The organism is Tolumonas osonensis, from assembly GCF_014202415.1.
Classification (GTDB): domain Bacteria; phylum Pseudomonadota; class Gammaproteobacteria; order Enterobacterales; family Aeromonadaceae; genus Tolumonas; species Tolumonas osonensis.
On the sequence record NZ_JACHGR010000006.1, the window covers coordinates 151,584 to 165,034 of the forward strand.

Below are 13,451 nucleotides of genomic sequence, written 5' to 3' on the forward strand. Positions count from 1 at the left end.
GCGCAGTAGTGGTCACCCGATTATGATGACACATTTCCTTTCCATCTTCGTAGGAAGCTTCTTGCTTACCGCGATAGTCCGGCGTATCGCCCTGTGGCGTCATGCGCTGGCAATGCCTCATTTCAAACATGGTCCGTTGCTTCCTGTACCAAGGGGAGGCGGTTATGCCCTGTTTTTTGCCATGCTGGCGGTATTTCTGATGCTGTACCAATACCGGCTGATTGACCTCGGCGCGACCCGGGCACTCTGTTTCTCTGGTCTGGTGCTGGTCATTGGTAATCTGGTGCATGACTTGTTCCCGCTGTCGGTCAAAGTCCGGCTGGGCGTGCAGGTGCTGTCGGCGATAGCCGTTCTGACTTGGTATCACCGCGATCTGGTGGTGCTGTTCTGGGAGAGTTACCTCTATTTCTCCGGATTCTGGCTGCCCGTGATTGTGTTTGGCATCATGGCGTTCATCAATATCTTCAATTTTATGGATGGCGTTGACGGTTTTGCCGGTAGTCAGGCTTTCATTATGATTTTCGCTTCGTCGGTATTGCTGGCGTTCACGGATGAATCGCAGTGGAGTCTGCCGCTCATTCTGATGTGCGCACCGTTATTGGGGTTCCTGGCCTGGAACTGGCCGCCGGCCAAGATTTTCATGGGCGATGCCGGCAGCAGTTTCCTTGGGGTATTTATTGCGACCCTGGGGTTATTGCTGGCAACCGATACCTCGGTCAACCTCTGGTGCTGGCTGATCATGATGGGCTGGTTTATCGTCGATAGCGGCTGGTCACTGGTTGTCCGGATCATGCACGGTAACGACTGGCATCGCAGCCACCGCATGCACGCGTATCAGATCCTGGCGCGTCGCTGGGAAAATCACTTCTATGTGACGCTGACACTCTGGCTGGTGAACTGGCTGTGGCTGTTCCCGCTGGCTTGGCTAGCGATGAATAATGAAAGCTGGGGTGTCCCGCTGATCCTGCTGGCCTATACACCACTGTGTATTATGTGCTGGAAGCTGAAAGCCGGGGAATCGGTCAATAACGACCCAGGCGAACCGGTTTAAACGGAAAAACAAAAAAGCGCTGTAAAAAGCGCTTTTTTATTTTCATCTGAAAATCACTGCCGGTGTCGGTAGTGATTGTTCTGATAGTTATTTAGTAATGGTCGCGACACCTTCCGGTGAGCCAATCAGGGCGACATCCGCACCGCGGCTAGCAAACAGACCCACGGTCACTACACCCGGGATCTGATTTACAACCAGCTCAAATGCTTTCGCATTCGTGATCTGCAGATCATGCACATCCAGGATCTGGCAATGGTTATCGGTGATAACGCCTTCACGGTAGACCGGGTTACCGCCGAGCTTTCTCAGTTCACGGGCCACATACTCACGTGCCAGCGGGATCACTTCAACCGGCAACGGGAATTTACCCAGTACGTCGACCTGTTTGGTCGCGTCAGCGATACAGATAAACCGTTTGGCAACTGCTGCCACGATTTTTTCACGGGTCAGCGCAGCACCACCGCCTTTGATCATTTCCATATGCGGATTGATCTCGTCAGCACCGTCAACATAAATGTCAAATTCGGTCACATCATTCAGATCCACCACCGGAATACCCAGCGCTTTCAGGCGAGCTGTAGAAGCTTCGGAACTGGATACTGCCGCTTTGATTTGATCTTTGATACTGGCCAGTGCATCGATAAAACAGTTTACGGTCGAGCCGGTACCAACACCGATAATAGTATTCGGCTGAACATAAGCCAAAGCAGCTTGTCCCACTGCTTTCTTCATTTCGTCCTGGGTCATCCTGATTATTCTCTCTTGTCGTTCAAGGCCGGAGTATTATAGCCGAAAACGAAAGCCGAGCCGAAGCAGTAATAGCGCCAATCCCATCAACGCCAGCTCTGCGCCGCTGCCGCCACCACCAGAATGATGATTATCATCGGTGCCGTCCACCCAGGCGATGGTATCGTCGATCCAGTTGCTGTAATGGCTGACATCGGTATAACCCCCCGGGATGCCGGTGCCGCAGGTATAATCGTCATAGGAGTCAGCAACGCCAAAGCTGGTAATACCGTATTGAATGCCATCAAAGAGCAGGGGACTGCCGCTGTCGCCGAAGCAGGTATCCTTGCCGTAGTCGCCGGCAAAAATATGATCCGGGAACGAGGAATTATATTCTTGGAGTGTCAGCGTTGCCGTCTGCAAATAGGGGGTAGCTTCCGCATATTCTGCGGTGACACCGGCAGAGGTTTCGCCCCAGCCGTAAACACGCATCTGCATGCCTTCATAAAGCTCGGAGGATGAAGCGTAACTGTAGGGCAATGTCACCGTGGTGACATATTGCGGTGTAGTGATATGCAACAAGGCGATATCACCATACATGGTCGAACTATTATAATTTGGCGAAATAATGATTTTATCAACAACAGCCAGATTTAGCGGCTCGGTTATGTCAGCCTGACCGATTTGTGCAGTGATAACCGGTGTGCCAATAGTCTCAACGCAGTGTGCCGCCGTCATGATCCACTGGGTATCAATCAGCGTACCGCTGCAAAAACCTATCTCGCCGTCAGTATCAACCCATAGTGCTGCCATCCATGATGGAGCCGTGGTTACGGTTGTACCACCGACGATTTTGGGGGTAATGGTTTCGGCATGTGCCGGCGCGATAAAACTTAAGCCTGCGAGGCAAATAGAGAAAAACCGTTGTCGTATATTCATTTTTTATTCTTTATTGGGCGGTGGGCTTACTAGTTAAGCTAGCCTGAAAACGCTTTTTCCGCCACAGCACGGAAGCGCTTGATTCACATATTTCTAACCAATAGACTAGCCGCGTTTTTTCAAGAGATTTCTCCCATGCTTGTATCCGATTTTCAGTTTGACCTGCCTGATGAACTCATTGCCCGTTATCCGATGCCGGAGCGCAGTGCCAGCCGCCTGCTGATGCTGGATGGTAACACGGGTGACACCAAGCAGGGGCAGTTTCGTGACATCCTGGACTTGTTGCAACCCGGTGATTTGCTGGTCTTCAATAATACCCGGGTGATTCCGGCGCGTATGTTCGGCCAGAAAGCCAGTGGCGGTAAGCTGGAAATTCTGGTGGAACGTATTCTGGACGATCATTCCGTTCTGGCGCACGTACGTGCCTCCAAGGCGCCGAAACCAGGTACACAGATCCTGCTGGATAAAGGCTACTCCGCAGAAATGGTAGCCCGCCACGATGCTTTATTTGAACTGCATTTTGCCGGTGATCTGCCGGTACTGGACATCCTGAACCAGATCGGCCACATGCCGCTGCCGCCTTATATCGACCGGCCGGATGAAAACTCGGATAAAGAGCGTTATCAGACGGTCTATAACGAACGTCCCGGTGCGGTTGCCGCACCGACCGCTGGTCTGCATTTTGACGAGCCATTACTGGCTGCTCTGCGTGAAAAAGGTGTCGATTTTGCGTATGTGACATTGCACGTAGGTGCCGGCACCTTCCAACCGGTCCGGGTGGAGCGACTGGAAGATCACCAGATGCACAGCGAATACGCGGAAGTATCTGCCGACGTCATTGCCAAAATCAATGCCACCCGCGAGCGGGGCGGACGCGTTGTCGCGGTAGGCACAACCTCGGTCCGCTCTCTGGAAACCGCCGCGCAGGCTTCCTTGAAAGCAGGTAAACCGTTGTCCCCGTTCTTTGGTGATACCAGCATCTTTATCTATCCGGGCTACCAGTATCAGTTGGTGGATGCCCTGATCACTAACTTCCATTTACCCGGCTCCACGCTGATCATGCTGGTATCCGCCTTCGCGGGATATGAAAATGTCATGCAGGCCTATCAGGAAGCTGTAACATCCGGTTACCGCTTCTTCAGCTATGGCGATGCCATGTTTATTACCCGGCAGAAATAGACAATTTTAATCGGCAGCAGGGGCTGAAGACTCTGCTTTGCCGACCCTCCGCGGCAAGGATGGCGCGGTGGAGTCTCCATGGATGGATTCACGACGCGTCGGCGGAGTGGAGTCTTTAGCTCCTGCCCCCGACAGGAAATCAGACAGGTTCACAGGGTCTCCTCGGATGACCCTCCGTGCCAAGGATGGCGCAGCAGAGTCCCCATGGATGGATTTACGACGAATCAGCAGAAGAGATCTTGTGAACCTGTACTTTGATGTTCACAAAAAAGAAGAGTCAGACTGTTTCTCTGACAAAAAGGAAAAACATGAAATTTGAACTGAAAAAAACAGAAGGTCGTGCCCGTCGTGGTCGCCTGGTCTTCGATCGTGGTGTAGTAGAAACGCCGGCGTTTATGCCCGTGGGTACCTACGGCACAGTCAAAGGCATGACCCCGGAAGAAGTAAAAGACACCGGCGCGCAAATCCTGCTGGGAAACACCTTCCACCTGTGGCTGCGCCCGGGGCAGGACATCATGCGCAAACATGGTGATCTGCACGATTTCATGAACTGGCACGGCCCGATCCTGACCGATTCCGGCGGATTCCAGGTATTCAGCCTGGGCGATATCCGCAAGATCAAAGAAGAAGGCGTCCACTTCCGTAACCCGATCAACGGCGAGAAGATTTTCCTCTCCCCGGAAAAATCCATGGAGATCCAGCATGATCTGGGTTCTGACGTCGTCATGATCTTTGATGAATGCACCCCGTATCCGGCGACACATGACGTGGCGAAGAAATCCATGGAAATGTCGCTGCGTTGGGCCGCCCGTTCCCGCCAGCGCTTCAATGAGCTGGAAAACAAGAATGCATTGTTCGGCATCATTCAGGGCAGCGTCTATGAAGATCTGCGTGATGTGTCACTGAAAGGGCTGCTGGAAATCGGTTTTGACGGTTATGCCGTAGGTGGTCTGGCCGTGGGTGAGCCGAAAGAAGACATGCACCGTATTCTGAAGCATGTCTGCCCACAGATCCCGGAAGACAAACCCCGTTACCTGATGGGTGTCGGCAAGCCGGAAGACCTGGTGGAAGGCGTGCGTCGCGGCATTGATATGTTTGATTGTGTGATGCCAACCCGCAATGCGCGTAATGGTCACTTGTTTACTACCGACGGTGTCGTCAAAATCCGCAACGCAAAGTATAAGGATGACATTACCTCACTGGATGCGGAATGTGATTGTTATACCTGCAAAAATTACACGAAATCTTACCTGCATCATCTGGATCGCTGTAACGAGATGTTGGGTGCCCGTCTGAATACCATTCATAACCTGCGTTACTATCAACGTCTCATGCAGGGTTTGCGGGATGCCATCGATGCAGGTACATTAGATGACTTTGTAGCGGACTTTTATCAGCGACAGGGCAAACCCGTTCCATCGCTTGATTAATGTACGATTTGAACTAATAACGAGGAAATAATATGAGTCTTTTGGCTAAAGCCTATGCGGCTGAAGGTGATGCTGCTGCTTCTGTGACCGGTGGTATCGAGCAGATCGCTATCGTCGGTATTTTTCTGCTGTTTTTCTATTTCTTTATTTTCCGTCCTCAGTCCAAACGTGCGAAAGAACAGAAAAACCTGATGAGCTCGCTGAGTAAGGGTGATGAAGTTCTGACCTCCGGTGGTCTGGTTGGTAAAATCGCAAAAATCAGCGCTGATAGTGATTACATTGTGCTGACACTGAACGATAACAACAGCATCACAATCAAGAAAGATTACATTACCGCTGTTCTGCCAAAAGGCACTATTCAGTCTCTGTAATCATAATTCACTTTCCTGGGAGTTAAGCCGTGTTAAATCGGTATCCTCTGTGGAAGTATCTGATGGTGGCCTTCGTGGTCATCATCGGTACACTTTATTCCGCACCCAATCTCTATGGCGAAGATCCAGCATTACAGGTTTCAGCAATTCGTGGCCATGATATACAGGCCGAAACTCTGGATGCGGTAAAAACATCGCTGGATAGCGCAAAAATTTCCATCAAAAGCGCAGTACTGGAAAACAACCAGATACTGGTCCGCTTCAATAATACCGATGATCAGCTGCAAGCCAGAGAGCTGGTTACACAAGCACTGGGCGACAAATTTATTACGGCGCTGAACCTGGCTCCCGCCACACCGGAATGGCTGACATCCATTGGCGCAAGCCCATTGAAACTGGGTCTTGACCTGCGCGGTGGTGTGCACTTCCTGATGGAAGTGGATATGGACGAAGCGCTCAGCAAGGCGCAGGAACAACTGGTTCAGGACTTCCGTACCTCTTTGCGTGAAGACAGCATTCGTTATGCTGGTGTTCGTCGTGCCGGTAGTGATGTTGTTGTTGCTTTCCGTGACAGCGATACTCAGCAAAAAGGGCTGGCGCATTTGCGTAAACGCCATATTGATCTGACTTTCACTGATTATGAAGATAAAGGTCAGTTCTGGGTTAAGGCGTCCATGTCTGAGGCCAAACAGAAAGCCGTAACGGAAGATGCGCTGGAACAGAACATCACCATTATTCGTAACCGTGTGAACGAACTGGGTGTGGCAGAGCCACTGGTTCAACGTCAGGGTGCGGCACGTATTGTTGTTGAGCTGCCTGGTATTCAGGATACCGCGCGGGCCAAGGAAATTCTGGGCGCGACAGCGACTCTCGAATTCCGTCTGGTTGATGAAAATGCGGATGCTGCCGCTGCGATGAACGGTCAGGTTCCGCCAAACTCTGAACTGTTTTACGATCGTGACGGTCGTCCGGTGGTATTGCAAAAACGTATTATTCTGACCGGGGATCATATTACTGGTTCACAATCCGGCGTTGATGAATACAGCCGTCCACAGGTCAGCATCAAGCTGGATGGGGTCGGTGGTAACCGCATGTCTGCAGCCACCAAAGACAGCATTGGCAAGGCAATGGCATCCGTGTTTATCGAGTACAAACCGGTTGGCGAACCGGGGCCTGATGGCAAACGCCGTATTGAAAAACACGAAGAAGTCATTAACGTTGCGACTATCCAGTCCCGTCTGGGCAGTGATTTCCGTATCACCGGTATTGATACCACTCAGGAAGCGCATAACCTCTCGCTGTTACTGCGTTCCGGTGCGCTGACAGCGCCGATCCAGATCGTGGAAGAACGGACCATCGGTCCGAGCATGGGCCAGGCAAATATCGACAGTGGTCTGTCTGCGCTGGGCATGGGGACGCTGATCCTGGTTATCTTCATGGCAATCTATTACAAGTTGTTTGGTGTGGTTGCCAACATTGCCCTGATGTTTAACGTGGTCTTGCTGGTGGGCGTGATGTCGATGATTCCCGGCGCTACCATGACACTGCCTGGAATTGCCGGTATCGTACTGACACTGGGTATGGCGGTCGATGCCAACGTGCTGATTTACGAGCGTATCCGTGAAGAGCTGCGGGCTGGTCGCGGTGTGCAGCAGGCGATCCATCTTGGCTATGAACGAGCCTTTGGCACTATTGCTGACTCGAACATTACGACTCTGATTACCGCGCTGATTCTGTTCGCGGTAGGCACAGGTCCGGTACGTGGTTTCGCACTGGTACTGATGATCGGTATTTTGTGCTCAATGTTTACAGCAATCACCGGCAGCCGGGCGATCGTCAACCTCATCTGGGGTGGACGTAAAGTCAAAGATCTGTCGATTTAAGGGGAAGGTCATGTTTCAGCTGTTAAAACCGGGACGTACGATTCCCTTTATGAAACTGGCAATGCCAGCCACCATTTTCTCCTGCATTCTGATTGTGTTGTCCGTTTTTACGATTGCAACCAAAGGGTTTAACTGGGGGCTGGATTTTACCGGCGGTACGATTGCTGAACTTAAATTCAGCAAACCTGCAGATCTGGATGCCGTTCGTAGCGCACTGACCAAGCAGGGACTTGAAGGCGCAGTTGTTCAGTATTACGGTTCTACCAAAGATGTGGTGATTCGTATTGCCCCGAAAGGCGAACTGACACAACAGAAAATTTCTGATGGTGTGCAGAAGGGCGCCTCAGAGCTCGACAGCGCGGTTAACCTGAGCCGTATCGAGTATGTGGGGCCTTCTGTGGGTGAAGAACTGGCGAATCAGGGCTTCCTGGCGATCATGGCGGCGTTGGGCTGTATTCTGATCTATATCGCAATACGGTTTGAGTGGCGTATGGCGACTGGTGCTGTGATGTCGCTGGGGCATGACGTGCTGATCACGCTGGCGGTGTTCTCATGGACACAGATGGAGTTTGATCTGAACGTGCTGGCTGCCGTCCTGACGGTCGTTGGCTACTCGCTGAATGATACCATCGTGGTATTTGACCGTGTCCGTGAAAACGCTCGCCGTATCCGCAATGATACCATGCGTAACATCATTGATATTTCAATGACAGAAACGCTGAGCCGTACACTGATTACTTCCGGTACTACTCTGATCACGGTCATTGCTCTGTTCTGGAAAGGCGGCCCGATGATCCATGGTTTCTCAACCGCATTGCTGATTGGTGTCGGTTTCGGTACTTATTCTTCCATTTATGTTGCCAGTGCCTGGGCAATGTATCTGAAAATGAGCCGGGAAGATCTGCTGCCGAAGATGGTGGAGAAAGAGGGCGCTGAAGAGCGTTACGAACCATAATTCATTAATTTATAAAGAGCGCGTTAAGCGCTCTTTTTTCTTGCAGGAAAGAATATGCAACATAATCCACGTTTTCTGGCGCTGGTTAATGAAGTCCGTCAGCGCGTGAACGAAGTTGATGTCCATCAGGTAAAACGCTGGATGGAACAAAGCCGTCCGTTTGTATTACTGGATGTACGGGAAGAGAGCGAGTGGGAAAAAGGCCATATTCCGGCAGCCCAGTATCTGGGGCGGGGAATACTGGAACGGGACATTGAAACACGCTTTCCGGAGCTGGATACCCCTTTTGTTCTTTATTGCGGCGGTGGGTTCCGTTCTGTTCTGGCTGCGGATAATCTACAGCAGATGGGGTATCGCGATGTGATCAGCATGGACGGTGGTTATCGCGGCTGGGTAGAGGCCGGATATCCTGTTGAGGAAGACTTCTGAAAGTCCGGAATTATCAATAAGATCGCATGACAAAGTAGCGTTACAGGCATAACATTAAAATACGAAGCCGGGCAGGTTGGAGTTGTCGTTGGAATTATGGAATCAGCTAGGACGCCTGAGTTGCGTCCTCATTGCATGTACGCTGGCAGGATGCAGCAGCCACAGCGATGTCTTATCAAAAAATATGCAACCACCTTCTGTTGTTCTGGCTACACCATTGCAGGTTACTTATCAGAATGAGCTGGCACTTGCCCGTCTGGGACAGTTACTGGCCACAAATGATCTGAACAGTGACCAGCGAGCCGCGTTATTTTATGAGCGCGGTATGATGTTTGATAAAGTCGGCTTGCGCACCATGGCGCGGATTGATTTTTCCCGTGCTTTACGGGAAAAACCGGACTTTGCTGAAGCGTATAATTTTATCGGCGTCTATCTGACACAACAGCAGGATTTCGATAATGCCTATGACGCGTTTGATTCTGCGCTGGAACTGGCTCCCGGTTATGACTACGTCTACCTGAACAGAGGCATCGCGTTGTATTATGCGCATCGTCCGGAACTGGCCGTGAAGGATATGGAGGTTTTTCAGCAGCACAAGCCGGACGATCCGTACCGTGCCTTATGGCTGTTCCTGACGTCAGCTCAGCTCGATCGTAATAAGGCGATGGAAACACTTGTCCGGCAGTACGACGACCATCGTAATGACGAGTGGGGCTGGAATATCGTCAAGGTCTACACCGGCAAGCAGGATGCGGCAGAGTTTATTCGCCGGATCGCAGACAGTACCAATAGCAACCGTCAGCTGGCTGAGCGGCTGTGCGAGGCCTATTTCTATCTGGCCAAGTTATCTCAGCTGCAGGGCAATACGGATGCGGCTGACGCCTACTTTAAATTGTCGTTGGCAAATAATGTGTTTGATTTTATTGAACACCGGTATGCGTTGCTTGAACTGCAACTGGCCAATCAGGCGCCGAACAGTTATCCGGATGAGCTGGATTTTGAGGCAGAATAACGGTTCAACGTTCAGATAGATCAGATAGAAGAAAGGCATCCTGAGGATGCCTTTCTTGTTTCTGTGGCTTTCTTTTTGATGCAGATAGCGACGATCAGCAAAGCTGCATGCCGGCCACTTGCTGCCAGTAGCCGTTACATTCTCTGGCGGGTAACGGATGATGGGATGGCGTCTGCAGTTGCGTCTGGAATTTATCCAACCATGTCAGTGTCTCTTTTTCTGGACTGAGCCGGATCACATCCACCAGACCGGCCATTTCCGTCAGCTGATTGATCAGGTTGTAGCAGTGGCCGGACTGGGTCTGAATGCCATTCAGAACAAAAACCGTTTCACTTTCCTGACTGTCAGCGGTCAGTCCCTGCGGATATTGCAGACAGGCCAGCTGGCAATCATCTTTGGCCCGGTTCAGTGCGCGGGCGGTAAAGCAGCGGGCGGAATAGGCCAGCGGCAGATGTCCGTAGGCAAACACTTCAACCTCAAACTGGTCGCGCAGGCCGCGAGCTGAGCATTCTTGTAATAATTCGGCAAGCCAGTCCCGGGAAAGCTCGACGGGCATGACCCAGCGTTGCATGCCTTTCTTCAGTAACAGGGCAATGACATCGGCGTTGTAACAGTTGATCGCCGGACCACAGACAAACGGCACTTTCTGTTCATAAGCGAGTTGGACTGTGCCCAGATCATTTGCCTCAACGATACAGCTGCCGTTATCGATCCAGCGCTGCATCTCTTTCAGCTCTGACGGACTCTGGATCAGCGCTAACGTGGAAAGAATGACGCGTTTTCCGGCATTCTGCAGCTCCTGCGCCAATGTCATCCAGTCGCCCAGTTTCATTTCCCGGCGCTTGCTGCAGACCGTCTCACCTAAATAGATATCGGTTGCCGTACTCTGGATGGCTTGGCGGTAGAACGTTTCAACGTCCTGTTTTGGCCAGTAATAAAGCAGTGGGCCAAGAGAAAAATGCATGATGACTCCTTATTGCCACTGGCGGTGATAGGCACCGAGTGTAGTCTGGCTACCTTCGGATACGGCTGCCAGCTGTTTATCCCACTCGCTGTTAACCTGATACTGCTGCGGGTTCTTTTTATAGGCATCAATCGCGGCCCGCCAGACTTTGGTCACCTGTTCCACATAGGCCGGACTGCGTTGACGGCCTTCGATTTTCACCGAGGTAACGCCGGTTTCAAACAGTTCAGGCAGGAGTGACAAGGTGTTCAGACTGGTTGGCTCTTCCAGCGTATGGTAAGTGTGTCCTTCGACGGCATAGCGGCCTTTACAGAGGGTTGGGTAGCCGGCATTTTCGCCTTGTTTATAGCGATCAATCAGTACGCCGTTCAGACGTGATTCCAGCCCGTTGGGGGTTTCTTCCCAGCGCACATACTTGGCCGGAGAGCAGGCGCCCACTGTATTCGGACTTTCACCGGTCAGATAGGACGAGAGGTAGCAACGACCTTCCGCCATGATGCAGAGGCTGCCGAAAGCAAACACTTCCAGCGGGACATCGGTTTCCCGTGATAACTGTCTGACCTGATGCATGGAGAGGACGCGGGGCAGCACCACACGCTGGATATTGAAGTTTTCTTTATAAAAACGGACTGCGGCACCGTTGGTGGCGGATGCCTGCACAGACAGGTGGATTTCCTGCTGCGGGTAGCGTTGTCGGGTGTAATCCAGCACCGCAATATCGGCAATGATCAATGCGTCAGCACCCAGGTCAACCGCTTTATCGACAGCACTCTGCCAGCGGAGCGCACTGCCGGGATGGGCAAAGGTATTAATGGCGATATGTAATTTCCGCTGGTGCTGATGAACATATTCCACCGCACGCTGCAGTTTTTTATCATCGAAATTCAGCCCGGCAAAATGGCGGGCGTTGGTATCATCTTTAAAGCCGATATAAACCGCATCTGCGCCATTATCAATGGCGGTCTTGAGAGCAGGTAGATTTCCTGCCGGACACAATAGCTCCATATCTTTACTCTTATTATGAGAATCGCCTCATTGTAAACATTCAGACAATATGACTTTTTGACCTGACCCCATATTCCGCCGGTCTCGGATACGACAATTTCGCCTAAGTTTGATATGGGGCAGGATGTTTAGCTGTTTGCTGTGATTAGATGCCTGACATTCGCGTGAGGAGTGTTTATGTTGCTGAAAAATTTACATCACAAGCTGGTGCTGCAGGCGCCGCAGTTACTGCGTCTGCCAGTGTCGTTGATCCCGTTCGCTGCCAAGAAAGCCGCCATGGTCTTTATCCTACAGCGTGTTTTCAAAGAGGCGCTGGAAGACGGCGACTTTGAATTTCTGGAAGATCGCTTGCTGAAGGTATCGGTGGATGATCTGCAACTGAGCTGTTTTATCACGCTGCAACAGGGGCAGTTACTGGTGCAAGAGCAGAGCGATTCGTTTGATGTGAGTTTTGCGGCCGGTTTAAATGATCTGATCCTGATCGCAGGCCGGAAAGAAGATCCGGATAGTCTCTTTTTCCAGCGTCGTCTGCGGATTGAAGGGGATACTGAACTGGGCCTGGAAGTGAAAAACCTGATTGATAGTCTGGATCTGGATGAGTTGCCGAAAATCGTCCGTCTGGCACTGAATGATCTGGCTCTGTTTGTACAAAAAGGCATACAAACGCCTGAAATGACCTTAGAGCGCGCTGCAACCATCTGATTGTGTTAGCATGCGCGCAGAAAAGGCATAACAGGTAGTCATGATGCTGGAAAATATTCGCATTATTCTGGTTAACACTTCACATACCGGTAATATCGGCTCCGCGGCCCGGGCGATGAAGACCATGGGGTTGTCACAGCTGGTGCTGGTGGATCCGGTGCAGCCGCCCGATGAGAAATCGACCGCACTGGCAGCGGGCGCCAATGATATTTTGGCGAACTTGCGCATTGTACCGACGCTGGCGGAGGCGATATCGGACTGTTCGCTGGTGATTGGTACCAGTGCCCGCCCGAGAACGTTGAGCTGGCCTATGCTGGACCCGCGTCAGGCCGGCCAAAAGCTGGCCGACGGTGCGGTGAAAGGAACCGTGGCGCTGGTGTTTGGCCGCGAACGTACCGGGCTGACCAACGAAGAGCTGCAGCAATGTCACTACCACGTCAATATTCCGGCGAATCCTGAATATAGCTCGCTGAATGTGGCGATGGCGGTGCAGACGCTCTGCTACGAAATCCGTATGTCCTGGCTGGCACAGCAGGAGTCGGCGGTTCCTGTCGCGGACGACGGAGAATACCCACCACAGGCGTCGATGGAGCTGTTTTATACGCACCTGGAAGAAACTCTGCGCCAGACCCAATTTCTGCATTCCGATCATCCTGGACATGTGATGATGCGTCTGCGGCGCATGTTTACGCGGCTGCGGCCTGATCATAACGAGTTAAATATCCTGCGCGGTATATTAACATCTGTTCAGAAAACGTTACGGAATAGTTGAGTGTTTTGGTAGGAATAATACTTGACTGAAAAA

Annotated in this window: 14 protein-coding genes; 10 read left to right on the top strand and 4 right to left on the bottom strand. The window is 51.6% G+C overall.

The window, feature by feature from the left end; all coding sequences use genetic code 11:
• Positions 1-22 precede the first annotated feature (22 nt).
• On the top strand, positions 23-1,051 hold the full coding sequence (locus HNR75_RS09765; protein ID WP_188026789.1) for a glycosyltransferase family 4 protein: 1,029 nt from the start codon (positions 23-25) through the stop codon (positions 1,049-1,051).
• An 87-nt stretch (positions 1,052-1,138) separates the two neighbouring features.
• On the opposite strand, the gene rpiA is transcribed toward HNR75_RS09765, so the two are convergent.
• Positions 1,139-1,798 (bottom strand): ribose-5-phosphate isomerase RpiA, encoded by a 660-nt coding sequence (gene rpiA, locus HNR75_RS09770; protein ID WP_188026790.1) that lies wholly within the window; start codon positions 1,796-1,798, stop codon positions 1,139-1,141.
• A 36-nt stretch (positions 1,799-1,834) separates the two neighbouring features.
• A complete protein-coding gene (locus HNR75_RS09775; RefSeq protein ID WP_188026791.1) occupies positions 1,835-2,716 on the bottom strand; it encodes a S1 family peptidase in 882 nt (293 codons plus the stop codon).
• A gap of 135 nt (positions 2,717-2,851) precedes the next feature.
• Here HNR75_RS09775 and queA point away from each other — a divergent pair, with 135 nt between their 5' ends.
• The 7 genes from queA (at position 2,852) to nlpI (ending at position 9,975) form a co-directional block, all read left to right on the top strand.
• Positions 2,852-3,895 (top strand): tRNA preQ1(34) S-adenosylmethionine ribosyltransferase-isomerase QueA, encoded by a 1,044-nt coding sequence (gene queA / locus HNR75_RS09780; RefSeq protein ID WP_188026792.1) that lies wholly within the window; start codon positions 2,852-2,854, stop codon positions 3,893-3,895.
• 308 nt (positions 3,896-4,203) lie between these two features.
• Positions 4,204-5,325, top strand: a complete 1,122-nt coding sequence (gene tgt / locus HNR75_RS09785) for a tRNA guanosine(34) transglycosylase Tgt (RefSeq protein ID WP_188026793.1) — start codon at positions 4,204-4,206, stop codon at positions 5,323-5,325.
• Between the two features lie 32 nt (positions 5,326-5,357).
• Entirely contained in the window at positions 5,358-5,696 is a 339-nt protein-coding gene (gene yajC, locus HNR75_RS09790; protein WP_188026794.1) for a preprotein translocase subunit YajC, read from the top strand.
• A 29-nt stretch (positions 5,697-5,725) separates the two neighbouring features.
• Positions 5,726-7,579: a protein translocase subunit SecD gene (secD, locus tag HNR75_RS09795; RefSeq protein ID WP_188026795.1), complete on the top strand. Its 1,854-nt coding sequence runs from the start codon at positions 5,726-5,728 to the stop codon at positions 7,577-7,579.
• A 10-nt stretch (positions 7,580-7,589) separates the two neighbouring features.
• A complete protein-coding gene (secF, locus tag HNR75_RS09800) occupies positions 7,590-8,534 on the top strand; it encodes a protein translocase subunit SecF (protein WP_188026796.1) in 945 nt (314 codons plus the stop codon).
• A gap of 54 nt (positions 8,535-8,588) precedes the next feature.
• Complete coding sequence (locus HNR75_RS09805) at positions 8,589-8,963, top strand: rhodanese-like domain-containing protein (RefSeq protein ID WP_188026797.1); 375 nt, start codon at positions 8,589-8,591, stop codon at positions 8,961-8,963.
• Positions 8,964-9,051: 88 nt separating this feature from the next.
• Entirely contained in the window at positions 9,052-9,975 is a 924-nt protein-coding gene (nlpI, locus tag HNR75_RS09810) for a lipoprotein NlpI (protein WP_188026798.1), read from the top strand.
• A gap of 94 nt (positions 9,976-10,069) precedes the next feature.
• Here nlpI and HNR75_RS09815 read toward each other — a convergent pair whose 3' ends face one another.
• Both HNR75_RS09815 and ubiU read right to left on the bottom strand, forming a co-directional pair.
• The gene (locus HNR75_RS09815) at positions 10,070-10,939 is read right to left on the bottom strand and encodes a U32 family peptidase (protein ID WP_188026799.1); all 870 of its coding nucleotides are present in this window, start codon (positions 10,937-10,939) and stop codon (positions 10,070-10,072) included.
• Between the two features lie 9 nt (positions 10,940-10,948).
• On the bottom strand, positions 10,949-11,944 hold the full coding sequence (gene ubiU, locus HNR75_RS09820) for a ubiquinone anaerobic biosynthesis protein UbiU (protein ID WP_188026800.1): 996 nt from the start codon (positions 11,942-11,944) through the stop codon (positions 10,949-10,951).
• A gap of 180 nt (positions 11,945-12,124) precedes the next feature.
• Between ubiU and ubiT the strand changes: the two genes are divergently transcribed.
• The gene (gene ubiT / locus HNR75_RS09825; protein ID WP_425506782.1) at positions 12,125-12,646 is read left to right on the top strand and encodes a ubiquinone anaerobic biosynthesis accessory factor UbiT; all 522 of its coding nucleotides are present in this window, start codon (positions 12,125-12,127) and stop codon (positions 12,644-12,646) included.
• Positions 12,647-12,689: 43 nt separating this feature from the next.
• Positions 12,690-13,418 (top strand): tRNA (cytosine(32)/uridine(32)-2'-O)-methyltransferase TrmJ, encoded by a 729-nt coding sequence (trmJ, locus tag HNR75_RS09830; RefSeq protein ID WP_188026802.1) that lies wholly within the window; start codon positions 12,690-12,692, stop codon positions 13,416-13,418.
• Positions 13,419-13,451: the final 33 nt, after the last annotated feature.